Below are 22326 nucleotides of genomic sequence, written 5' to 3'. Positions count from 1 at the left end.
AATATCGCGCGATCGCGTCGACGGCAGACGGAGCGGCACGTGCGGGGCTCGTTCCGATAGGCTGCGAACAGCAGCTTCGAGGAGGGCGAGTGCGGCTGATCGGCCGGGAGCACGCGGAGTCGGTGTTGCGCGAGGAACTGCGGCGCACCGTATCCAGTCATGGTGGGCTGATGCTGGTCACGGGTGAAGGCGGTATCGGCAAGACCGCGCTCATCACCCATGCGGTCGGCGAGTTCGAGCCGGACGCGGTGGTGCTGGCGGCCACGGCATGGAGCGGCGACGGGGTACCCGGCTACTGGCCGTGGGTGCAGCTGTTGCGGCGGCTACGTGACGCCTGCGCCCCCGAGGAGTGGGCGCAGATCACCGAGGCCGCGGGCGCCGCCTTGGCCATCCTCACCGACGATCCGGCGCCGTCGGGCGCGACGGCTCGGCCACAACTCGTTGCGGTGCAACAGAATACGGTGCTGTTCCGGATCGGCGACGCGGTGACCGCCGCCCTGACCGCGGCCGCCCGACAGCGACCGGTGATCGCGGTCATCGACGATCTGCACCGCGCCGACCCGGAATCGGTGAAACTGCTGACCTTCGTGGCCCGGCATTCCTGGTTCGAGCGCATCGCTGTGGTGGCGGCCGTGCGCGATACCGAGATCGATGCCGAAACACACCCGCTGCGAACGGTTTTCGCGGAACTGTGGGCGGCGGCGCGCATTGTGGAGCTGGGCGGGCTGTCCATTGACGAGATCGGTGAACTCGCAGCGCAGGTGACCGGTGGCCCCCTGCCCGCCGAAGCGGTCTCCCGTATTTCGGCGCTCACCGGCGGCAATCCCTTTCTCGCGGAACAGACCGCGCGGCTGTGGCAGGGCGGTAGTGCCATAGACACCCTCACACCGGGCGTGCGGCAGACGCTCGAAGCGCGATTGGCGCCGCTGCCCGAGCGGGTGCTCGATGCGCTCACCACGGCCGCATTCGTGGGACGGGAGTTCGGGATCGCAGTAGTGGCCGCGGCCGCCGAAGCCCCGCCCACCGAGCTGGCCGACGCCTTCGCCACGGCACTGCGTGCACGCCTGGTGAATTCGCGCGGCGATGAGCGATTCGTCTTCGTACACGACCTGATTCGAGAGACGCTCCTCGCCCGGGAGACCCCCGCCTCGGCCCGCGCCCGCCACACCCGCGTGCTGGCGGCCCTGGAAGCCTTGCCGCGCGAGGTATCACATGCCACCGCAGGCGATTTCGCGCAGCACGCCTACCAGTCGGCACGCGCGGGCGACCCGGTGGCGGACGAGCGCGCCCTGCACTATCTCCTGGCCGCCTCGCTCGACGCGTGCGGCTGCATGGCGGCAGGCGAAGTCGCCACCCACCTCCGCCGCGCCCTGACCCTGATACCCGCCGACCACATCGATCAACGCGGCCGCATCGGCCTCGACCTGTCCGCCGCGGCCCACGACGCGGGCGACCTGTCCGAGGCGCGCCGCGCCTACCGCGATGTCCTCCGCCTGGCCCGCCACCACTCCGAACCCGAACTCTTCGCCCGCGCCGCCCTCGGCCTCCACGACCTGGGCATGCCCGACCCGGAGCGCCGCGCCAAACAGGAGATCGAACTCATCGACGAGGCCCACCGCCTCCTGACCCGGCAACGCCCCCCCCACCGACCCCCTGGCCGTGCGCCTACTGGCCGCGGCCAGCCGAGTGCGCGTCCACACTGGCAGATCCCGCCTGCCCACGCAACCGACCCCGCTAGCAAACTCGCCCCTGTCCACGAACCCGACGCGGACCACGGAAGCGGCGCAGACTCCAGGCACGACGCGTACTGCGGTATCGGCGCGCACTCCGGAAACGACGCACACTCTGGAATCGACGCAGACTCCGGACGCGACCCGAACTCCAGAATCGATCCGGGTCGCGGATTCCGGGCGGATCCCCGACTCTGCGCGGACGGCGGAGAGCATGAGCGCTCGAGCACTTCAACTGGCTCGTGTTTCGGGCGACGATCGGGCGCTGGGGCTGAGCCTGGTGGCGCGCCACGATGCGCTGTGGCGGCCCGGTACCGCCGAGCAGCGGCTCGCGCTGGCCGAGGAGATTCGCGCCGTCGCCGAGCGGTGCGGCGACGATGATCTGCGGGTGCAGGGTTTCGTTCTGCGCATCGCCGCCCTGCTCGAGCTCGGCGACCCCCGCGCGCACACCGAACAGGCGGCATTCCTGGCCTATGCGGAGCGGACTCGCCTGCCCCGTCCGCGATTCACCGCCCGCTCACGCGCGGGAACCTTGGCCACCGTGGCCGGGCGTTTCGGCGAGGCTGCCCGCAGCATCGACAGCGCCTACGCGCTGGGCGAGCGGATCGGCGAAGTCGACCGGATACCGCTGTGGCTGGAACAGCGCTGGGTGCTGTCGCTGACCGCCGCACTGTGCGCAGACGACGTCGACCGGACCACGGACGACCCGACCCGCATCGGGGACAATCAGAGCCGCAATGCGAATGGTTTGGGGGACGACGCGGACGTCGTTCTTGCTCGTTACGCCGAGCTGGGCGGTGTGTACCCGGCGGTGCCGCGGCTGGTCGATGCCGCGCGTCGCGGGGATCTCGAGGCCGTGCGCGGCGGGCTGGATGCGGTGTGGGCGCTGATCGAGAGTTATCCGAGGCATTTCCACGCCGGGCCGCTGGTTGCGCTTGCGCACGCGGCTATCGCGGTCGACGATCCTGGGCTGCGTGATGGGGTGCGTGAGGTGCTCGAGCCGTTGAGTGGGCTGTGGGCGGTCGTGGCCGGTGGCGGCGCGGTGTATGGGCCGTATTCCTTCTGGCTCGGCCGCATTGCCGCGGCGAGTGGTGATGTTTCTACGGCGGCAAAGGAATTCACTGCCGCGAATGGCGCTGCCCGGCGGTTGCGGGCGACTCCGTGGGCGACTGCGGCGGAACGCGAACTGGCGCGGCTGGATTCCGGGGTCGCTCCCCCGGCTCGGTCGGCCGCGCTGCGGGCGCATTCGGCAATTCAGCCGGACCACAATGTCTTCCGCCTCGACAATGCGGTGTGGACGCTGCGCTTCGCCGGGCGCACCCTGCATCTGCCGGATGCCAAGGGATTGCACGATCTGCACACTCTGCTCACCCATCCGGGTCAGGATGTGGCCGCGCTGGAACTGCTCGGCGGCGTCAACGACATTACCCGCGCCGCAGGTCGTCTCGGCGCGGATACCGTGCTCGACGAGCGAGCCAAAGCCGAGTACCGCCGCCGTCTGCGGCGTCTGGACGAGGAGATCGACCGGGCCGTCGACCGCGCGGACGACGGGCGCGCGGCCGCTTTCGACACCGAACGCGCCGCGCTGCTCGAGGAACTGCGCCATGCCGCCGGGCTGGCGGGACGCCCGCGGCGATTCGGCGACGAGGGCGAGCGCGCACGCAAAACCGTGTCCGCCCGCGTTCGGGACACCCTGCGCCGCATCGACAACGGCCACCCCGAACTGGCCGAACACCTGCGCGCCTGCGTGTCGCTGGGCATGATCTGCCGCTATCAACCTCATCGCGATATGCGCTGGGCACTCTGAGCAAAACGAGCCGCTCCGCCCGCCGGATCGGATCTCGCGCCGCCAGATCCGATCTCGCGCCTTACAGGTGACAGCGAAATCGTGGCCCTCGAGGCCACCGAACAGGAGCACACCATGGAGCAGATCTCCCCCGACCTGTGGGTCACCGCGACCGAGAACCCGTTCCCGGGTTTGACCACTCGCGCCTACCTCTGGATCCGGTCCGGCGGCAATGTGCTGTTCTACAACACCACTCTCGCCACCGAACTCGATCGGATGGCCGAGCTCGGCGGCGTCGCCCACCAGTACCTGAGCCATCAGGACGAGATCACGGCCACCCTCGCCACGGTCAAGCAGCGCTTCGGGTCGAAGCTGCACATCCACGCCTCCGAAGCGCCTCTGGTCGAGACCACGACCGTCGACGCCCCTTTCACCGATCGCCATACGGCGCTGGGCGAATTGGAGGTCATCCCCGTCCCGGGCCACACCCCCGGCAGCACCGTCTACCTCGCGACCATCGACGGACGCCGCCACCTGTTCACCGGCGACACCATTGTGCGCGGCGAGAACGGCTGGTGGGCGGGGTATATCGAGGGCCACAGCGATCGCGATGCGCTGCTGGCGACCCTGGATGTCCTCGCGAAGCTGACCCCGGAGGTCATCGTGTCCAGTGCATTCATGGGTGCTTCCGGCGTCACCGAGCTGAACGGCGAATCGTGGCCCGATGCGGTGGACGAGGCGCGGCGCGGCCTGCTCAGCGGACAGCAGATCGCGCCCTGACCGTCATGCCGGAGCGCGACCCTACCCTGAGGCGGTCCCGCTCCGGCATCATCCCCAGGTCGGATTTCTCCCCGTCGCGTTTTCGGTAGCTTCGGAATAGTGCGGTTGCCCTTGCTCGTTCGCCTTCGCGGCCTTCTCGTGGTGAGTGTGCTCGGCGCGTTCGTGCTCGGTGCGACGCTGGCAACCGCGCCCCCGGTACGCGCGGACAGGATGGCGAGCGGGGCCGATCTGTCGGTCGCGCAGTCGCTGGGCGAGCGGGAACTGACGGTCATCGTGCGGCGCGCCCAGCCCGTGCCCGGACCGTTGCGGGTCGAGGTGGTCACGCACGCCGGTACCGCACCGGGAGCGCTGACACTGACCGCGACACCGAGCGACCGCACCGCCGAAACCTCTTCCACGCGTGTAGAACTCGGCCATCGGCCGGGCCCGTATCCCGCGACGCTGCGGGTGACGCACGCCGGACCGTGGGAGCTGGCCGTCTCCGATGGCGAGCGCACCGCCCGCATCCCCTTCCTGGTTCCGGCGCAGGTCGTAACCCCGTGGGAGCGAGCGGCTTACGGCGGATTCTGCGTGGCGGGCGCACTGCTGTTGGTGGCCCTCGGCAGTGCCCTGCTGGCGCGGCGCACCTGGCCGACGCTGGCCGCCGCGGGCGCCATGATCGCCGCCCTGAGCGTCGGGGTGACCGGCGCGGTGCTCTCGTCGAGCGCGCCGCCACCGCGCGCGGCGGGCATCTTGCTTGACCCCACCTCCGACACCGTCGACGACCCGTACCCGGAGCTCGATCTGCCGCTGACCACAAAATACTCACGCCCGCCGGTGAATATGGCCGTGCACGCCGACCAGCCAACCGGCAGGCCCGCCGAACTGCGGCTGTCGCTGACCGATTCGGCCACCGGCCGTCCCGTGGACGATCTGCTGGTCAGCGATGACGCGCTGCTGCATCTGATGGTCGTCGGTCCCTCCGGCCGCCTGTGGCACCGGCATCCCATCCGCACCGCCCCGGGCGAGTACCGAGTCCTCCTCGGCGGCACGGAATCCGGCGAGTACGCGCTCGCCGCCGAGATCGCCCGCCGCGGCGGCGGACTGCAATTCCTGCGGTCCTCGGTGTCCATCACCGGCGAATCCGCGCCCGGCACACCCGATCCCGCACCTGCGGGAGCGGAGTTGAGCATCGGCGATCCGGTCGCGGGCGAACCCACCACGCTCACCGCGAAATTCGGCGGTCCGGCCGATCTGCAGCCCTGGCTGGGCATGCTGGGCCATCTCATCGCGGTCGGCCCGCTGCCCGCGGGCATCCCGGCGGGGACGGCCGCCGGGACCGCGCCCATCTGGGCGCATGCCCACGCCATGACGCCCCTGCCGCCCGCGGGCGGACAGGCCCCCGACGAGACGGTCGCCGCCTACGGGCCGAATATCCCGTTCACCTTCACCTTTCCACTGCCCGGCCGCTATCTCATCTGGGTGCAGGCCGAGCGCGGCTATTCGGTGCTGACGCTGCCTGCCACCGTCGAGGTCCGTGCGGGAGCCGCGCGATGACCGCGCGGCGAGCCCTCCTCGCGGCCGCCGTCCTCGTCGTGGCGGCGGTGGCGGCCTGGTGGCTGTGGCCCGGCACGAGCGGAAACACGGTGCCGCGCATGACCGCCGGACCGTATCTCGTCCAGCTCACGGTGGCCGACGGCACGCCCCATACCGGCGACAACACCGTCGAACTCGACATCACCGACCAACAGGGCGCTCCCGCGACACCGGACGAGGTGTCCGTGGAACCCGCGATGCCGCAGATGGGTCACGCCGTCCCGCCCGGCATCGCCGAGACCATCACGCCCGGCCGCTACCGCGCCACCGTCAACCTCCCCATGCCGGGACAGTGGGAGATCGCCGTGCACCTGTCGGGACCGCAGGGTGCGGGCAGCGCCACCCTCTCCGTGCGGGCCAACTGAATCGACGAAAGGAACAGCATGGATCTCACCGCCGACGGGAGCGGGCTCACCGCCGAGGCGAGCGCCCCGTTCACCCTGCGCCCGTGGCTGCCCGCGTCGATCCTGCTCGCGGCGAGCATGACCTTCGCGATCGGCTCCACCTGGGATATCCAGTGGCACTCCGATGTCGGGCCGGACACCTTCTTCACGCTGCCGCACCTGTTCATCTACGCGAGCGCGGCCATTGCCGGATTCACCGGTCTCGCGGTCATTCTCGCCACCACGGCGGCGGCGCGGGCGGGCCGACGGGTGGACGGCGCATTGGGCAGACCGGGTATCAACGTGTTCGGCCGCACCTTCACCGCGCCGCTCGGCTATATGGTCGCCGCGCTCGGCGCGGCCTCGTTCCTGCTGTACGGCCTGTGGGATCTGTGGTGACACAGCATCTACGGCTTCGACGCGGTCATCGATTCACCGCCGCATATCGGCCTGTTCCTGTCCAGCACCGTCATCTCGGTCGGCACGGTCATCGTGTTCGCCGCGGCGCGCGGCGAACGCTGGGGACGGTTCGGTGCGTTGTTCTCGCTGGCGGACCTGCTGACCTCCAGCACGGTCACCGCGCTCGCCGTGCAGCAGCTCAATACCGGCAATGTCCGCTGGACCGTCGCCGTCACCGCGTTCATGGTCGTGCTGCTGCTGGTCACGGGCGCGGCGTTCCAGCGCGGCGGCGCGACCGTCGTGGCGCTGTTCGCCTCGGCCATGCAGGGGGTGTTCTGGTGGTTCGCGCCCTGGGCCGCCCGCACCTATGCCGATTTCGTGGGATTGCCCATGCGCGAACACATCCGGGTGATTCCGTCCACCCCGGCGCTGGTCCCGTTCTGTCTGGTCGCGGTCGGGATCATCCTCGATCTGCTGCTGCGCCGCGCCTCCGGTCCCGCGCGCCTGCTCCCGGCGCTGGCCGGTGGCGTCGGCGGCGCGATCATCGCGGCCCTGGCCCCCGTACAGCGGGTCGTCATCTACGACGCGCGCCTGGGTCCCGCCTCGATCATTGTCGCCACCACGATCGCGGGAGCCGCCTTCGGCGCGCTCGGCGGTTTCCTCGGCCGCCGCTTCGGCCTCATGCTGCGCCTGGCCGCCCCGAGCACGGAGCTCCGCGCATGATCACCCGCCTGTTCTCCACCACCGCAACGCTTCTGGTCGTCCTCGGCCTGCTCGCGACCACCGCCGGTACGGCCGCCGCCTACGAGCCCGTCAATATCGTGCACACCGAACGCGTGCAGGCGGGCCCCTACGGACTCACCGTCGGTTTCAGCGAATGGCCTTTGCGCGCACTGCAATCCCTGGATTTCACCTTCATCCCGGATGGCGGCATCGCCGACAAGTCCGGCACCGTCGCCGAGATCCCGCCCGGCGGCACGGATGGCTGGGACGAACCCCTCTCCCGCCATCCGCGCAAACGCGATGTCTGGGGTCTCGACGTCCGCTCCTTGGAGCAGGAAGGCCCGTGGACCTTCCGCTTCGTCATCGACGGCCCCCTGGGCCGCGGCGAGGGCGAACTCCGGGATCTGGCCGTACTCCCCCAGCCCGGCCCGCCGCTGGCCCTCAGCTGGACCCTGAGCAGCCTCCCGCTGCTCGGACTGATCGGCTTCCTCGCCTACGCCTGGCGTCGCACCCGACCGGTTCCGCAGGGTTAGAGAGGCCCGAAGAACCCCACGACACGACGAATCCGGCCATCGCCGGTGAATTCGATGATGTCCAACCCGTCCGGCAGCACCGTGCCGTCGGCCTGCACCACATGCCACGCGAAGCGGGCCAGCTCATGGTGGCCGTCGGCGCGACTGGTCCGCACGACCGTCGCGCCGGGGCGGCGGGCCAGGACGGTCTCGATATGGGCCAGCAATTCATCCAGACCCGTGAGATGAACCGTCGGGTCGGTATAGGTGGCCTCGGGCCCCCACACCTTGTCGAGCGCCGCCCGCCTGCGTGCCGGATCCGGGTCGCTCCACGCCGCACAGTAGATATCGATGAGCTGCTCGGGGTCCACCCCCGAATTCTCCGTCACTAGCATGGCCGGGATGCACCGATCGCTCGAAGCGCTACGCGCCGTCCGCCGCTACCGCCCCGATCCGGTGCCGCGCGCCCTCATCGAGCGGATCGTCGACACGGCCCGCTGGACGGGTTCGGCGCGCAACCGCCAGCCTTGGCGCTTCATCGCCGTCACCGATCCGGCCAAGCGTGCGGAGCTGAGCCGCTGCGGCGCCTATGCCGTCCACCTGGCCACGGCGCCCGTCGTCCTCGTCCTCGCCTCGGTCGAGAACACCTTCTCCGACACGGTTTTCGATATGGGCCGCGTCACCCAGTCGCTCTGCCTGGCCGCCGCGGATCTCGGCTTGGGCACCTGCCCGACCACCTTCCACCCCGACCCCAATATCGCGCGCGTCGCCACACTGCTCGACCTGCCCGCCCGCTGGCGGCCCGGACATGCCGTGGCCATCGGCTATCCGGCCGAGATGTCTTCACCCTCTGCGATTCCCACCGGTCGACTGCCCACCGCCGAACTCCTGCACTGGGATTGATCGGGGGTGCGGCCGCTGGCCGTCGCGCAGCGCTCGGCCAGATGCGCGAACGCGGTTCTCAGTTCATCCGGGCCGATGACTTCGATGCGGGCATCGAACGCGGCGATGGTGACGGCGAGGCTGTGCCAGGACCAGGAACCCAGCGTGACCCGGCAGCGGCCCGATTCCAGTTCCTCGACGAGTCCGCCACGAAGATAAGGGGATACGGCCGCCGCGGGGAGGTGTAGGAGCGCCTCCCCGCAGCACGGCCAGTCGCCGGAGGCATCGGTGCCCTGAAATCTGCTGGATACGAAGTCCGCAACGCTGGCCGAGGGCAATTCGCGCGGGGTGAAGCGCGGACCGGTGGGGCTGCGCGGGGAGATCCGGTCGGCGCGGAAGGTGCGCCAGTCGCCTTTGTCGAGGTCCCAGGCGACGAGATACCAGCGGCCGTCCCAGGTGACGAGGTGATGGGGCTCCACTCGGCGCGGCGGCACGAGGGCGTCGTACTCATCGCTCGCGGGCGGGGATGCCGGGGCGTAGTCGAAGCGCAGCACGTCATGTGCGTGCACGGCGGCGCTGAGAGTGCTGAGGATGGTGCTTTCGACCTGCGGAGACGATCGGGTCGTCGCGTCTTCGACGGGTGTGACGCGGACGGTGTCGATGCGGCGGCGCAGGCGGGTGGGCATGACCTGGCGAACCGTGGTGAGCGCGCGGGCGGCGGCTTCTTCGATACCGGCGCCCGTTGTCACGGCGACCTGGAGGGCCAGCGCGAGGGCCACGGCCTGCTCCTCGTCGAACAGCAATGGCGGCAATCGACTACCCGCGCCGAGCCGGTAGCCGCCGTCGGGGCCCTTGGTCGCCTCGATGGGGTAGCCAAGCTCGCGCAGGCGATTCATATCGCGGCGCACGGTGCGCGCGCTGACGTTCATACACTCGGCCAGCAGCGCACTCGGCCAGTCCGGCCGCGTGGGAAGCAGCGAGAGCAGGGACAGCAGCCACGCGGAAGTTTCTGGCACGAATTCCATACTGCCGCGAGAAGCGGACACAACCTGGCCGCTTCGGTCGCGAAGGTAGATCGCATGACGATCACAACGACAACCCACCTGAACTTTCGCGGCGAGGCCCGGGCGGCGCTCGAGTTCTACGCCTCCGCATTCGGCGGCGATCTCGCCGTCGTCACCTACAAAGACGCCGACTCGGTCCGCGACGAATCCGATTCCGACCGGGTGATGTGGGGCCAAGTGCTGGCCGGAAACGGCTTCCACGTCATGGCCTACGACGTGCCCTCGGCAATGGCCCACGACCGTGGCGAGAATTCGTTCTTCGTATCCGTGCGCGGCGAGTCCGTCGAGGAGATCACCGAATACTGGCAGCGACTCTCCGACGGCGCGACCATCGTGATCCCGATCGGACCCGCGGGCTGGGCGCCCGCCTACGGCATGCTGAAGGACCGCTTCGGCGTGGTCTGGGTGCTGGATGTCGTGAGCGGCTACACGGGCTGACCCCGCGCGGATCACCGCACGCCTGCGCGTGGCACGAACCATGAGGACACGTCGGATGGTCTGATCGGGAGGGAGTACCCACAGGCGAAAGGACGTGTCTCCATGCCGGAACGGCGGTCTCGAATCGGTCGGGCGCTCGCGCGGGCGGCGGTGGCGGTGGTCACGGGCGGGGTCGCGGTCGCCTCGGGCGCGACCGCCGCCGCCGAGCCGGGCGGCTATCACCGCTATGTGGCGCTCGGGGATTCCTATGCGGCCGTTGGCGCTTGGACGTCGATGAACGGGAATCCGGTGGGGTGTCTGCGCGCATCGGACAGTTATCCGGCCGATGTGGCGCGAGCGGTGGGCGCCGGGGTCTTCCTGGATGTGAGTTGCAGTGCCGCGATCACCGCGGATATGGCGCGCCCGCAGGTGCCGAATCTGTACGGGGTCCCGGTCGGCGGGTTGAATCCGCCGCAATTCGATGCGCTGACCCCGGACACCGATCTGGCGACGATCAGCATCGGCGGGAACGATATCGGCTTGTCGGATATCTTGCAGGCCTGCATGGCGCGAGCGCTCGGCGATCCCGGCGGACAACCGTGCCGGAACTTCTACACCGCGGGCGGCTTCGACCGGCTCACCGAATCCATCGATGCCGTCGCGCCGCGGATCGCCCTCACCCTGGACGGCATCCGGCAGCGGGCGCCACAGGCGGATATCGTCGTCGTGGGCTATCTGCCCATCCTGCCCGCGGACGGGCGCGGCTGTTTTCCGTCCGTGCCCATCGCCGCCGGTGACGCCCCGTATCTCGCCGAGGTGCAGCGCCGCCTCAACGGCATGCTGGCCGACCAGGCCGCCCGGCACGGGGCCGTCTTCGCCGATACCGCCGCACTCGGCCACGATGCTTATCAGCCAGCGGGTTTCAACTGGAGCAATCCGCTGTTCTTCCCCAATCCCCTCAATACCTGGCCTTTCCACCCGAATATCGCGGGCCAAGCCTTCATCGCCGACCGCATCACAGCCGCTCTGCGCAGGTGAGGCCGCTGGACACGGGTAAAGTGGACAGCTGGTCACCGTGGAGTTTGCCCTCTGGTAACCCTCGTGTGAAACAACGAACGCGCACAGCGCTGATCGTTCTATGAGAGGTGGACATGGCGTGACGCCGCAGGTCGAGACCGCGATGGGTGCTTCCCCATTGTTGCGAGCCGCACTCGCGCCGCCCGCCCGCACCCTGGTCCAGATTCTCGCGGCCACCGCGCGGGCGCATCCGGAGGCATCCGCCATCGACGACGGCGAGGCGGTGCTCAACTACGCGGAATTGCAGGCCGCGATCGACTTCGAGGTGGCCCGGCTCACGGCGGCCGGGGTGCGCTCCGGTGACCGGGTGGGCGTGCGGATGCCGTCGGGCACCAGCGCGCTCTACGTGACGATTCTGGCCGTGCTGCACGCGGGCGCGGCCTATGTGCCCGTCGATGCCGACGACCCGGACGAGCGCGCCCGGCTGGTGTTCGGCGAGGCCAAGGTCACCGCCATCGTCACCGCCGACGGGATCGAAACCACCGCCGCGGCAGCCGAATCCGGGAGGGCCACCGGAACCGGTGCGCCCACGCCCGACGACGACGCGTGGATCATCTTCACCTCCGGATCGACCGGAACCCCGAAAGGCGTTGCGGTCACCCATCGCAATGCCGCCGCATTCGTGGACGCCGAGGCACGGTTGTTCCTCCAGGATGCGCCGATCGGGCCGGAAGACCGGGTCCTCGCCGGGCTTTCGGTCGCCTTCGACGCCTCCTGCGAGGAGATGTGGCTGGCCTGGCGGCACGGCGCCTGCCTGGTGCCCGCGCCGCGCGCGCTGGTGCGCACCGGCGCGGATCTGGGGCCGTGGCTGGTGCGCCGGGAGATCAGCATCGTCTCCACGGTGCCGACCCTGGCCGCGACCTGGCCCGCGGAAGCCCTGGAATCGGTGCGGCTGCTCATCTTCGGCGGTGAGGCCGTGCCGCCCGAACTGGCCGAACGCCTCGCCGGGACCACCGAGCGCGAGGTGTGGAACACCTACGGGCCCACCGAGGCGACCGTGGTGGCGTGCGCCGCACTGCTGAACGGCGGCTTCCCGGTGCGCATCGGACTGCCCCTGGACGGCTGGGATCTCACCGTCGTCGACCAGGCCGGAAATCCGTTGGGCGAGGGCGAATCCGGCGAGCTCGTCATCGGCGGCGTCGGACTGGCGCGCTATCTGGATCCGGCCAAGGATGCGGAGAAATACGCGCCGCTGCCGTCGGTCGGCTGGGAACGGGCTTATCGCAGTGGCGATCTGGTGCGCAACGACAGTGCGGGCCTGGTGTTCCTCGGTCGCGCCGACGATCAGATCAAGCTGGGCGGACGGCGAATCGAACTCGGCGAGATCGACAATGCTCTGCAGCATCTACCCGGGGTGACCGGCGCCGCCGCGGCCATCCGGAGCACCAAGGCGGGCAATAAGATCCTGGTCGGATATCTCACCGGCCCGGAGGCCGGATACGACCTCAAAGCCGCCAGAGCGCAGCTGGCCGAACAGCTTCCGGCTCCGCTGGTGCCGCGACTGGCCGTGGTCGCCGAGCTGCCGACGCGCACCTCGGGCAAGGTCGACCGGGATGCGCTGCCCTGGCCGCTACCCAAGACCGCGCCCGCCGAGGCCGAGACCGGTCTCAGCGAGACCGAGCACTGGGTTGCCGGACTGTGGGATTCGATCCTCGGCGCGGAGGTCACCGATCCGGGCACCGATTTCTTCGACGTGGGCGGCGGGTCGCTCGCGGCCGCGCAGCTGGTCGCGGCGCTGCGGGAACGCTTCCCGCACATTGCCGTAGCCGATCTCTACGATCATCCGCGCCTCGGCGCACTGGCCGCCTTCCTCGACGAGAGCGCGCCGGTCGTCGCGGTCGAGGAGCGGATCGTGCGGCCCACTCCCCTTCCGGCCCAGCTGTTCCAGGTGCTGGCGACCATTCCGCTCACGACCCTCACCGGCTTGCAGTGGCTGACCTGGCTGGGCGTGGTCGGCAATATCGCCGCCTGGTCCGGCTCCCTGTCCTGGCTGCCGCAGCTGTCGTGGTGGTGGGCGCTGGTGGCGTTCCTGCTGTTCATCTCACCGCCCGGCCGCATGACCCTGTGCGTGGCGGGATCGCGGATCCTGTTGCGCGGGCTGCGGCCCGGCAGTTACGCCCGCGGCGGCTGGACGCATCTGCGGCTGTGGACCGCGGTGCGACTGTCCGAGGCCAGCGGGGCCGAAAACCTGTCCGGCGCACCGTGGATGGTGCCGTTCGCGCGGGCGCTCGGCGCCAAGATCGGCAAGGGCGTGGACCTGCACACGCTGCCGCCGGTGACGGGCATGCTCGAACTCGGCAACGGCTGCAGCGTCGAACCCGAGGTCGATCTGTCCGGCTACTGGATCGACGGCGATATCGTGCACATCGGGCCGATCAGCATCGGTCCGGGCGCGGTCGTCGGTGCGCGCTCGATTCTGCTGCCCGGCACCGTCATCGGGCGCAATGCCGAGATCGCGCCCGGATCCGCGGTCTCCGGCAAGGTGAAGGCCGATCAGGAATGGGCGGGCTCGCCCGCGGTGAAAGTCGGTAAGGCCCAGCACCGCTGGCCCGATCACACCCCGGCGCGCGCGGCGCACTGGGTCGCCGTATTCGGCATCACCTCCATGGTGCTGGCGGCCGTCCCGATCCTCGGCCTCGCCGCCGGTGGCGCGTTCATCGCCTGGTGGATTCGCGATACCGCCACGCTCACCGCGGGACTCGGCCGCGCCTTCGCCATCCTGCCGGTGGCCGTGCTGCTCAGCCTGGGTATCTACGCCATTGTCACGGTCATTGCCGTGCGCCTGTTCAGCATCGGTCTCACCGAGGGCTATCACCCGGTCCGCAGCCGGATCGGCTGGCAGGCCTGGGCCACCGAACGGCTCCTCGATTCGGCCCGCACCTTCCTGTTCCCGCTCTACGCCAGCCTGCTCACCCCCATCTGGCTGCGCCTGTTGGGCGCGAAGGTCGGCAAGCACGTCGAAGCCTCGACCGTGCTGCTGCTGCCCAAGTTCACCACTGTTGCCGACGGCGCGTTCCTGGCCGACGACACCATGATCGCCAGTTACGAACTCGGCGGCGGCTGGCTGCGCATCGGCGAGGCCAAGGTCGGCAAACGCGCCTTTCTCGGCAACTCCGGAATGACCGCACCCGGTCGGCGCGTGCCGAAAAACGGTCTGGTCGCGGTGCTTTCGGCCGCGCCGTCCAAGGCCAAGGCGGGCTCGTCGTGGCTCGGCAGCCCGCCGGTGCGGCTGCGGCGTACGGCCGAAACCGCCGATACCGCACGCACTTTCGATCCGCCGCCGCGGCTGCGCATTGCCCGCGGCATTGTCGAGACCTGCCGGTTGATCCCGGTCATGGTGACCTTCGGCATCGGGCTCGGCGTGCTGTTCACCCTCGCCTGGCTGGCGCAGACCCTCGGCCATCTGCCCGCCGCGCTGCTCAGCGGTCTCGTGCTCATGGGCGCGGGCGCGGTCGCCGGACTCAGCTCCGTACTCGCGAAATGGTTGCTGGTCGGGCGAATCGGGGCCGAGGAGCATCCGCTGTGGAGCTCGTTCGTGTGGCGCAACGAGGTCGCCGACACCTTCGTCGAACACGTCGCCGCGCCCTGGTTCGCGCGCGCCGCGACCGGTACGCCCGTCCTCAATCTGTGGTTGCGCGGACTCGGCGCCAAGATCGGCCGCGGGGTATGGTGCGAATCCTATTGGCTACCGGAGGCGGACCTGGTGACTCTCGGTGACGGCGCGACCGTGGAACGGGGCTGTGTGGTGCAGACCCATCTGTTCCACGATCGAATCATGGCCATGGACACCGTGACTCTGGATGCGGGCGCCACCCTCGGCCCGCACTGCGTGGCCCTGCCCGCCGCGCGCATCGGCGCGGGCGCGACCGTCGGACCGGCGTCGCTGGTCATGCGCGGCGACAGCGTGCCGCCGTCCACCCGGTGGTGGGGCAATCCGATCGCGCCGTGGCCCGGCAAGACTGAAGCGGCGCGGTGATGCCGGGGAAGTTCTACGAGGAGCCCATCGACGAATACCTGCCGCAGAACGGGAATCGCGGATACCGGGTCTCGCGCTACGAGCTGGAGCTGACCTACAAGGTCGCCAGCAACCGGCTGGCGGGGCGCGCGGAGATCACGGCGGTGACGACCGGGCCGAGAGATCGGTTCACGCTGGACCTCTCTCAGGCGCTCACGGTGTCCAAGGTGCTGGTCAACGGCGCCAAGGTGGCGAAATACACGCACCGGCAAGGGAAATTGGTCATTACGCCGCAGCACCGGATCCCCACCGGCGGGGTGCTGGCGCTCACCGTCCAGTACGCGGGCACACCGCGACCGGTGCGCGGGCCGTGGGGCGAGGTCGGCTGGGAGGAGCTCACCGAGGGCGCGCTGGTGGCGAGTCAGCCCAATGGCGCGGCCTCCTGGTTCCCGTGTGACGATCATCCCAGTTCCAAAGCGAGCTACCGGATTTCGATCACCACCGATTCGCCGTTCTATGCCGTGGCCAATGGCACGCTGGTACGCAAGCAGACCAAGGCCAGCCAGACCACCTGGGTGTACGAGCAGCCCGAACCCATGTCGAGCTATCTGGCGACCATCCAGATCGGGCCGTACCGCAAGCACCGCCTGGAATCCCCGCACGATCCGGTGGCCATGCACGCGGTCCTGCCCGCCCGGCTGCGTGCCGCGTTCGATCACGACTTCGCGCGCCAGCCGCGCATGATGGACGTGTTCATCGACAAGTTCGGGCCGTACCCGTTCGAGGCGTACACCGTCGTGGTCACCGACGACGACCTCGAGATCCCCATCGAAGCGCAGGGCATCTCGGTCTTCGGCGCGAACCACTGCGACGGCCATCGCGGCTCGGAACGCCTTGTCGCACACGAACTCGCACACCAGTGGTTCGGCAACAGCCTCACCATCCGCCAGTGGCGCGATATCTGGCTGCACGAGGGCTTCGCCTGTTACGCCGAGTGGATCTGGTCGGAAGCCTCCGGCGGTCCCTCCGCGGACCACCTGGCCCGCACCGCGCATCAGAACCTGTCCCGCCTCCCTCAGTATCTCCTGCTCGCCGATCCCGGCGCCCAGCACATGTTCGACGACCGCGTCTACAAACGCGGCGCCCTCACCCTGCACGCACTGCGCCTGCATCTGGGCGACACCGCCTTCTTCGATCTGCTGCGCGCCTGGACCACCCGCTACCGCCACGCCTCGATCTCCACCGAGGAATTCACCGACCTGGCCGAGCACTACAGCCAGACGCCGCTGCGGCCGCTGTGGGACGCCTGGCTCCGCCACGAGCCGCTCCCCCAACTGCCGTCGGCCGCGGCCGCCTGGACGGTGGACATGCGCTCCCGGCGGGGCCGCGCCACGGGATAGGCGACCGGGGACCCGCCACACGAGATGCCCCGCACGGGGCAAGGCCCCGACGGGCACACGCTCCGAAGGAGCGGGACTTGCGCCCACCCAACGACCCTCGCCGAGCGGGACTTGCGCCCACCCAACGACCCTCGCTGCGCGGAATCTCGCGCCCGGCCAACGACCCTCGCCGAGCGGAATCTCGCGCCGAGCAGCGACTCCCTCGTCAGGTGACGGCTTCCTCGAGCATGATGTCGGCCGAGCACAGGCCCCCGCGCCGGGTGCGTACTCCTCTGAGCGCGAATACCGGGGTAAGCGGTGGGTGCCCACGAGGGTGGGCAACGCGGGCCGACCGGTTGGTCCGCATAGGCTGCTCACATGATGGACAGTGATGTGACGCCTGCCGCGCTGGGGGCCGCGCCGTGGGGATCGCGGCTGCTCGGGCCCGCGGACGAGGGGGAGACCTTGCGGCGGGTGCGGTTGCAGCTGCTGCTGACGCTGCCGCTGCTGTTCGCCAATCTGACCGGTGTCGCGGTGGCCGCGCTGCTGATCGGGGTGGTGTTGCCGGGACCGCCGTTGTTCACCCGGGAGCTGGTGCTGCTGAACTTCGTCGCCGTCCCGGTCTATGTGGCCATCGCGCTGGCCGCGGGGTTCGGCTGGGGGACGATCTGGGGGCTGCGGACGCTGCGGTGGGCGACCGATCCGGACCGGGTGCCGACCGAGGCGGAGCAGGCGGCCACGGCACGGGTGCCCAGGCAGCTGGTGTTGCAGCAGGCGCTGCTGTGGTTCGCGGGGCTGGTGGTGCTCACACCCATGTACGGGCTGGTCGATCCCGCGTATGTGCCCAAGATCGTGCTGGGCGTCGGGTTCAGCGCCATCGTGGTCTGCGCCAACAGCTATCTGCTGGCGGAATTCGCACTGCGGCCGGTGACCGCGCGGGTGCTCGATGCCGCGCCGCGGCGACGGCGGCGGGGGCTCGGCGTCTTCGGGCGGTCCCTGGTCATGTGGCTACTGGGCTCCGGCACGCCGGTGGCGCTGCTCATGACGATCGCGGTGCTGGATCTGGCGGGGATGGACATCAGCACCAATCGGCTCGCGGTGTGCGTGCTGTCGCTGGGCGGCGCGACGCTGGTCTTCGGGCTCCTGTTGACGATTCAGACCCTCGCGGCGTCGGTCGCGCCGATCCGCGGGGTGCGCGATGCGCTGCGCCGGGTCGAGGACGGTGATCTGGAGGTGGCGGTCACCGTGTACGACGGCACCGAATTGGGTGAGCTGCAAAGCGGTTTCAACCATATGGTGGCGGGAATGCGTGAGCGCAAACGCATCCGGGACCTGTTCGGCCGCCATGTCGGCCACGATGTCGCGGCGGCGGCGCTGGCCCGCAATCCCGAACTGGGCGGGGAGGAAACCGAAGCCGCGGCGATCTTCGTCGACATCATCGGCTCCACCACCATGACCGCGACCCGCCCGGCGAACGAGATCGTGGCGCTGCTCAATGAATTCTTCGAGATCGTCGTGGACGAGGTGGAGCGCTACGGCGGGCTGTTCAACAAGTTCGAAGGCGATGCGGCCCTAGCCGTGTTCGGCACGCCCGCGCCACTTCTCGATGCCGCCGGAGCGGCGCTGTCCGCCGCGCGGGCCATCCGGTCCCGATTGGTCTACGCCGCCACCGAATTCGACGCGGGTATCGGCATTGCGGCCGGTCGGGTGGTCGCCGGGAATGTCGGCGCGCACCGCCGCTACGAGTTCACCGTCATCGGCGATGCCGTGAACGAGGCCGCCCGGCTGTGCGAACTCGCCAAACAGGACCCGGGCCGGGTGCTCGCCTCGGCGGCCACCGTGCACTCGGCCGACGAGCTCGAGCGCAAGCAGTGGGAGCTCGGCGAGCAGGTCACGCTGCGCGGACGCATCCGCGAGACCCGTCTGGCGCGGCCGAACCCGCTCTGAGCGAAAGATGACGTCGGCCACCAACGTACGTCGTAGATCGGCTCATTGGATATGGTGTTCAGCAGTCGAGTAGCGATCTTGCATACTCATATCCGTCGTGGATGTCTCCTCTTCGCGTCGGCTACGCAGCGGATCGGCAGGCGGGACGACTGTCCTGCGCCGACGCTGCGATTGACCCCGATGCTCGAAAGGCCCCTGAAACACTTATGACGACTCGTTCATCGAGCCCGGCCCTGTCGTTCTCCGCGCTCGGCGTGCGCAAGCCGATCGTCGACGCGCTGGCCGCGAAAGGCATTACCGCACCCAAGCCGATCCAGGCGGCGACGCTGCCCGACGTGCTGGCCGGACACTATGTGCTCGGCCGCGGCCGCACCGGCAGCGGCAAGACCCTCGCCTTCTCCATTCCCCTGGTCGAGCGCCTCGCGGGCGGCAACCGCACCCCCGGCCGCCCCGCGGGCCTGATCCTCGCGCCCACCCGGGAGCTGGTGACCCAGATCGCCGCCGCACTGGAGCCCATGACCGCCGCCTGCGGGCTGAAGGTGACCACCGTCTTCGGCGGCGTCCCGCAGAACCGCCAGGCCAAGGCGCTGCAGGCCGGTGTCGATATCGTCGTGGCCTGCCCGGGCCGCCTCGAGGACCTCATGCAGCAGCGCCTGGTCTCCCTCGACGCCGTCCGCATCACCGTCCTCGACGAGGCCGATCACATGGCCGATCTGGGCTTCCTGCCCGGCGTGACGCGCATCCTCGCCGCCACCCCGGCCGACGGCCAGCGCCTGCTGTTCTCCGCCACCCTCGACAACGGCGTCAACAAGCTGGTCCAGCGCTTCATGCGTAACCCGTTGTCCCACAAGGTGGACGAGGCCCACTCCCCCGTCCCCGACATGACCCACCACGTCTTCGAGGTGACCGGCCCCGACGCCAAGCGCGAGCTCGTCACCGCCCTGGCTTGGGGCACCGGCCGCCGCATCCTGTTCATGCGCACCAAGCACCACGCCCGCCGCCTGGCCAAGCAGCTCACGGCCGTCGGCATCCCCGCCACCGACCTGCACAGCAACCTCTCCCAGGCCGCCCGCGACCGCAATCTCGCCGCCTTCGCCGACGGCACCGCCCGCGTCCTCGTCGCCACCGACGTCGCCGCCCGCGGCGTCCACGTCGACGACGTCCAACTCGTCGTCCACGTCGACCCGCCCGCCGAGCACAAGGCCTACCTGCACCGTTCCGGCCGCACCGCCCGCGCGGGCAGCTCCGGCGACGTGGTCACCCTCGTCCTCCCGGACCAGCGCAAGGACGTCGCCGTCCTCCTCAAAAAAGCCGGTATCGCCGTCGAACCCCAGCGCGTGACCGCCCACTCCGCCCCCGTCACCGCCCTGGTCGGCCCCATCGCACCCCCGACCACGCCCGCCGCGACGAATTCCGAAGCGCGGGAACAGCAGACCGCTCGCCCCGGCCGCCGCGGCAACGGTCAGGCCCGCACCGGCAATGCCCCACGCGCTGGCGGCAGCACCCGTGGCGCGAATGACGGCGGTTCGCGCGGCGCCGGTAATGGCAGCTCCCGCAACACAACCGGCTCCGGAACGCGCCGCACCGGTGGTGGCGGTTCGCGCGGCACCAGCGGCGGCGTGCGCGGCACGACCGGCACCAGCACGCGTGACGCATCCGAAGGCTCACGCGGGGCAGGCGGCGGCAGCCGCCGGGGCACGGGCAACGGCGGCCCGCGCCGCGCGACGTCCGAGGAATTCCGCGGCACGGGCAGCGGGGCCGCCGCCCGGCGCGGCCACACCGACAGCGCGCGCTCGACCGGAGGACGCGCCACCAACCGTCGGGAAGACCGCCCCGCCACCGGATCCGCCACCCGCAGTGCAAGTTCCGGCAGCACCCGTGCACACGCCGGAACCTCCCGCCGTCGCTCCGGCGGCCCCGCCGCCGTCCACGGCGAGCGCTCGGCAACCCCGAGCCAAGGCCGCCGCTGACCTCCGCTGGCCGGGCTCGACCGATTGTTCGGGCCCGGCCAGCGCGCGCACGGCGTCGGAGATGTCTGGCGGCATCGAGTCGAGTTCGGATGCCGGGCAGGCAGACGTCTCGATGGGGCGTTGCCGAGGTCGTCCGAATTTATCCGTAACTGACGGTAGCGTTAAAGCGTCTGCTGTGACACGCTGGATCGGCGATCAGGCGATCACGGGAGGTGTGGGTCAATGGCGACCGAGGTAACCGTTCATGAATCCGGTGAGCAGGGCAGCGATCCGGGGCGGATCACCGCATTTCGGCGGGAGGGGCTGGTGTTTCCGGTCCTGGATTCGGGGCCGATCGGCAGCGAGCCGGTGCTGCTGCTGCACGGGTGGCCGCAGGATTCGCGCAGCTGGGGACCGGTGGCCGCACTGCTGAATCAGGCCGGGTATCGGACGTTTTCGCCGGATCTGCGTGGTGCGCGGGCGAGTGCCGCGCCGCGGTGGCGGTGGCAGTATCGGCTCAATGAGCTGGCCGCAGATGTGCGCGCGATGGTCGATGAGATCGGGCGGCCCGCACATGTGGTCGGCCATGATTGGGGTGCGGCCGCGGCGTGGGCGGCGGCCATCTCGCATCCCGACCGGGTGCTGTCGCTGTCGGCGCTGTCGGTCCCGCATCCGGGGGCGTTCACACGGGCCATGCTCACGAGCAGGCAGTCGGTGGCCTCCTGGTACATGTACTTCTTCCAGCTGCCGCTGATTCCCGAGTTCACGGTGCGCACCGAGCTGTTTCGCCGGTTGCTCCGGCAGACGGGACAATCCGCCGAACATGCTCGCCGCGACGGAGATCGGCTGCGCGACAGGGCGATCGCCCGCGGCGGCCTGCATTGGTATCGCGGCATGCCCTTCTCGTCACCGCGCCTGCTGCGCGGTCGCGTCGCCGTCCCGGTCCTGCAGCTCTGGGGCGACAACGACACCGCAGTACTCGACACCGGAGTGAAGCTGACCGGCCGATATGTCGACGTCCCATTCCGGCTGGAGGTGCTCCCGGGCGTATCGCACTGGATTCCCGAGGAAGCCCCTGAGCTCGTAACCCGGCTGCTGGTGGAGCAATTCGCGGCGGTAGGCCGCAATCACGCCTGACCGGATCCGACCGCATCGCGGCCGCGCCTGGCCCGCATCCACCGGAGCGCCCGGAATGCCAACCAGCCCAACCCGATCAGCAGAATGAAGATCACGACGAACGCGAGCACAGGCACCGCCAGCGCCAGCACGGTGAGCACGAGCGACGTCCCGTCCTCGGCGGTCGACACGACCGGATTACCTACTCCCGCAGTCGTTCCCGTGACGAACGGCCGCACGACCGCCCGCCCCGCATGCACACTGCCCGCCGTTATCGCCCCCAGAACCGCCGCGACAGCGGGCGGCAACTGCGCCGACAGACTCGTCTCGGCCGCGAACAGAATCGCCCCCGAAGCCGGAGCGACGAGCGTCCCGATACCGTGCAGCACCGAATCGAGCGCCGGAATCTTGTCCCCGACAAGGTCGAGCACGAACACGACCCCGATCACGATGAGCGCGGGCGTCGACGACAGCCACCCGTAAGAACTCCCCAGATCAATCCACCCGACCCGATCCGCAATACCCACAACCAGCAGCGGCAACCAGGCATTCAGCCCCGCGGCCCCCGACAACCCGAAGGCCCCGAGCACCGCCGTCACAGCCGAAGTGATCTCCATACCCCCCAGTCTCCCCCGCCCACCCCCACACGAGC

The 22326-nt window shown here is 70.0% G+C and carries 19 protein-coding genes; 16 read left to right on the top strand and 3 right to left on the bottom strand.

Going from position 1 to position 22326, the window contains the following annotated elements:
- Positions 1–89: 89 nt before the first annotated feature.
- The 8 genes from NC4_RS12395 (at position 90) to NC4_RS12365 (ending at position 7909) form a co-directional block, all read left to right on the top strand.
- On the top strand, positions 90–2111 hold the full coding sequence (locus NC4_RS12395) for an ATP-binding protein (RefSeq protein ID WP_067536696.1): 2022 nt from the start codon (positions 90–92) through the stop codon (positions 2109–2111).
- Entirely contained in the window at positions 2011–3537 is a 1527-nt protein-coding gene (locus NC4_RS41025; RefSeq protein WP_067536693.1) for a hypothetical protein, read from the top strand. The genes NC4_RS12395 and NC4_RS41025 overlap by 101 nt, the downstream gene beginning before the upstream one ends.
- Before the next feature lie 81 nt (positions 3538–3618).
- Complete coding sequence (locus NC4_RS12385) at positions 3619–4296, top strand: MBL fold metallo-hydrolase (RefSeq protein WP_245721644.1); 678 nt, start codon at positions 3619–3621, stop codon at positions 4294–4296.
- A gap of 141 nt (positions 4297–4437) precedes the next feature.
- Positions 4438–5832, top strand: a complete 1395-nt coding sequence (locus NC4_RS12380; RefSeq protein ID WP_157554600.1) for a DUF8832 domain-containing protein — start codon at positions 4438–4440, stop codon at positions 5830–5832.
- Positions 5829–6236 (top strand): FixH family protein, encoded by a 408-nt coding sequence (locus tag NC4_RS12375; RefSeq protein ID WP_067536690.1) that lies wholly within the window; start codon positions 5829–5831, stop codon positions 6234–6236. The genes NC4_RS12380 and NC4_RS12375 overlap by 4 nt, the downstream gene beginning before the upstream one ends.
- Before the next feature lie 18 nt (positions 6237–6254).
- Positions 6255–6653 (top strand): hypothetical protein, encoded by a 399-nt coding sequence (locus NC4_RS41540; protein WP_218021061.1) that lies wholly within the window; start codon positions 6255–6257, stop codon positions 6651–6653.
- A gap of 93 nt (positions 6654–6746) precedes the next feature.
- Positions 6747–7376 (top strand): hypothetical protein, encoded by a 630-nt coding sequence (locus NC4_RS41535; protein ID WP_218021059.1) that lies wholly within the window; start codon positions 6747–6749, stop codon positions 7374–7376.
- The gene (locus NC4_RS12365) at positions 7373–7909 is read left to right on the top strand and encodes a hypothetical protein (RefSeq protein WP_067536687.1); all 537 of its coding nucleotides are present in this window, start codon (positions 7373–7375) and stop codon (positions 7907–7909) included. Before NC4_RS41535 ends, NC4_RS12365 begins: the two co-directional genes overlap by 4 nt.
- On the opposite strand, the gene NC4_RS12360 is transcribed toward NC4_RS12365, so the two are convergent.
- On the bottom strand, positions 7906–8283 hold the full coding sequence (locus NC4_RS12360; protein WP_067536684.1) for a nuclear transport factor 2 family protein: 378 nt from the start codon (positions 8281–8283) through the stop codon (positions 7906–7908). The genes NC4_RS12365 and NC4_RS12360 overlap by 4 nt on opposite strands.
- A 7-nt stretch (positions 8284–8290) precedes the next feature.
- Here NC4_RS12360 and NC4_RS12355 point away from each other — a divergent pair, with 7 nt between their 5' ends.
- The gene (locus tag NC4_RS12355; protein WP_218021057.1) at positions 8291–8791 is read left to right on the top strand and encodes a nitroreductase family protein; all 501 of its coding nucleotides are present in this window, start codon (positions 8291–8293) and stop codon (positions 8789–8791) included.
- Here the strand turns inward: NC4_RS12355 and NC4_RS12350 are convergent.
- On the bottom strand, positions 8713–9795 hold the full coding sequence (locus tag NC4_RS12350; protein WP_067536679.1) for a helix-turn-helix transcriptional regulator: 1083 nt from the start codon (positions 9793–9795) through the stop codon (positions 8713–8715). The genes NC4_RS12355 and NC4_RS12350 overlap by 79 nt on opposite strands.
- A gap of 54 nt (positions 9796–9849) precedes the next feature.
- Here NC4_RS12350 and NC4_RS12345 point away from each other — a divergent pair, with 54 nt between their 5' ends.
- From NC4_RS12345 to NC4_RS12315, 7 genes are all read left to right on the top strand, one after another.
- Positions 9850–10272: a VOC family protein gene (locus NC4_RS12345; RefSeq protein ID WP_067536676.1), complete on the top strand. Its 423-nt coding sequence runs from the start codon at positions 9850–9852 to the stop codon at positions 10270–10272.
- Positions 10273–10374: 102 nt separating this feature from the next.
- Entirely contained in the window at positions 10375–11289 is a 915-nt protein-coding gene (locus NC4_RS12340; RefSeq protein WP_067536674.1) for an SGNH/GDSL hydrolase family protein, read from the top strand.
- Positions 11290–11431: 142 nt separating this feature from the next.
- Positions 11432–15304 carry a Pls/PosA family non-ribosomal peptide synthetase gene (locus tag NC4_RS12335; protein ID WP_157554616.1) on the top strand — a complete coding sequence of 1291 codons (3873 nt, stop codon included), beginning with the start codon at positions 11432–11434 and terminating at the stop codon, positions 15302–15304.
- Positions 15304–16683 carry a M1 family metallopeptidase gene (locus tag NC4_RS12330; protein ID WP_067536803.1) on the top strand — a complete coding sequence of 460 codons (1380 nt, stop codon included), beginning with the start codon at positions 15304–15306 and terminating at the stop codon, positions 16681–16683. The genes NC4_RS12335 and NC4_RS12330 overlap by 1 nt, the downstream gene beginning before the upstream one ends.
- Positions 16684–17040: 357 nt before the next feature.
- Positions 17041–18609 carry an adenylate/guanylate cyclase domain-containing protein gene (locus NC4_RS12325; RefSeq protein WP_067536669.1) on the top strand — a complete coding sequence of 523 codons (1569 nt, stop codon included), beginning with the start codon at positions 17041–17043 and terminating at the stop codon, positions 18607–18609.
- A 206-nt stretch (positions 18610–18815) separates the two neighbouring features.
- On the top strand, positions 18816–20579 hold the full coding sequence (locus NC4_RS12320; protein ID WP_157554598.1) for a DEAD/DEAH box helicase: 1764 nt from the start codon (positions 18816–18818) through the stop codon (positions 20577–20579).
- Positions 20580–20801: 222 nt separating this feature from the next.
- Entirely contained in the window at positions 20802–21695 is an 894-nt protein-coding gene (locus NC4_RS12315) for an alpha/beta fold hydrolase (protein WP_067536667.1), read from the top strand.
- On the opposite strand, the gene NC4_RS12310 is transcribed toward NC4_RS12315, so the two are convergent.
- Positions 21686–22291 (bottom strand): DUF4126 domain-containing protein, encoded by a 606-nt coding sequence (locus NC4_RS12310; RefSeq protein ID WP_067536664.1) that lies wholly within the window; start codon positions 22289–22291, stop codon positions 21686–21688. The two genes, NC4_RS12315 and NC4_RS12310, sit on opposite strands and share 10 nt — an antisense overlap.
- Positions 22292–22326 lie beyond the last annotated feature (35 nt).

It is taken from the genome of Nocardia crassostreae, assembly GCF_001613405.1.
In the GTDB taxonomy this organism is placed as follows: Bacteria; Actinomycetota; Actinomycetes; order Mycobacteriales; family Mycobacteriaceae; genus Nocardia; species Nocardia crassostreae.
This window is presented reverse-complemented; position numbering and strand designations above follow the sequence as displayed.

Excerpts from the sequence above, each read along its gene's own strand:
- NC4_RS12375 (WP_067536690.1), top strand. The coding sequence starts at position 5,829 with ATGACCGCGCGGCGAGCCCTCCTCGCGGCCGCCGTCCTCGTCGTGGCG.
- NC4_RS41540 (WP_218021061.1), top strand. The coding sequence starts at position 6,255 with ATGGATCTCACCGCCGACGGGAGCGGGCTCACCGCCGAGGCGAGCGCC.
- NC4_RS12365 (WP_067536687.1), top strand. The coding sequence starts at position 7,373 with ATGATCACCCGCCTGTTCTCCACCACCGCAACGCTTCTGGTCGTCCTC.
- NC4_RS12360 (WP_067536684.1), bottom strand. The coding sequence starts at position 8,283 with ATGCTAGTGACGGAGAATTCGGGGGTGGACCCCGAGCAGCTCATCGAT.
- NC4_RS12355 (WP_218021057.1), top strand. The coding sequence starts at position 8,291 with ATGCACCGATCGCTCGAAGCGCTACGCGCCGTCCGCCGCTACCGCCCC.
- NC4_RS12350 (WP_067536679.1), bottom strand. The coding sequence starts at position 9,795 with ATGGAATTCGTGCCAGAAACTTCCGCGTGGCTGCTGTCCCTGCTCTCG.
- NC4_RS12345 (WP_067536676.1), top strand. The coding sequence starts at position 9,850 with ATGACGATCACAACGACAACCCACCTGAACTTTCGCGGCGAGGCCCGG.
- NC4_RS12340 (WP_067536674.1), top strand. The coding sequence starts at position 10,375 with ATGCCGGAACGGCGGTCTCGAATCGGTCGGGCGCTCGCGCGGGCGGCG.
- NC4_RS12335 (WP_157554616.1), top strand. The coding sequence starts at position 11,432 with ATGGGTGCTTCCCCATTGTTGCGAGCCGCACTCGCGCCGCCCGCCCGC.
- NC4_RS12330 (WP_067536803.1), top strand. The coding sequence starts at position 15,304 with ATGCCGGGGAAGTTCTACGAGGAGCCCATCGACGAATACCTGCCGCAG.
- NC4_RS12325 (WP_067536669.1), top strand. The coding sequence starts at position 17,041 with ATGATGGACAGTGATGTGACGCCTGCCGCGCTGGGGGCCGCGCCGTGG.
- NC4_RS12320 (WP_157554598.1), top strand. The coding sequence starts at position 18,816 with ATGACGACTCGTTCATCGAGCCCGGCCCTGTCGTTCTCCGCGCTCGGC.
- NC4_RS12315 (WP_067536667.1), top strand. The coding sequence starts at position 20,802 with ATGGCGACCGAGGTAACCGTTCATGAATCCGGTGAGCAGGGCAGCGAT.
- NC4_RS12310 (WP_067536664.1), bottom strand. The coding sequence starts at position 22,291 with ATGGAGATCACTTCGGCTGTGACGGCGGTGCTCGGGGCCTTCGGGTTG.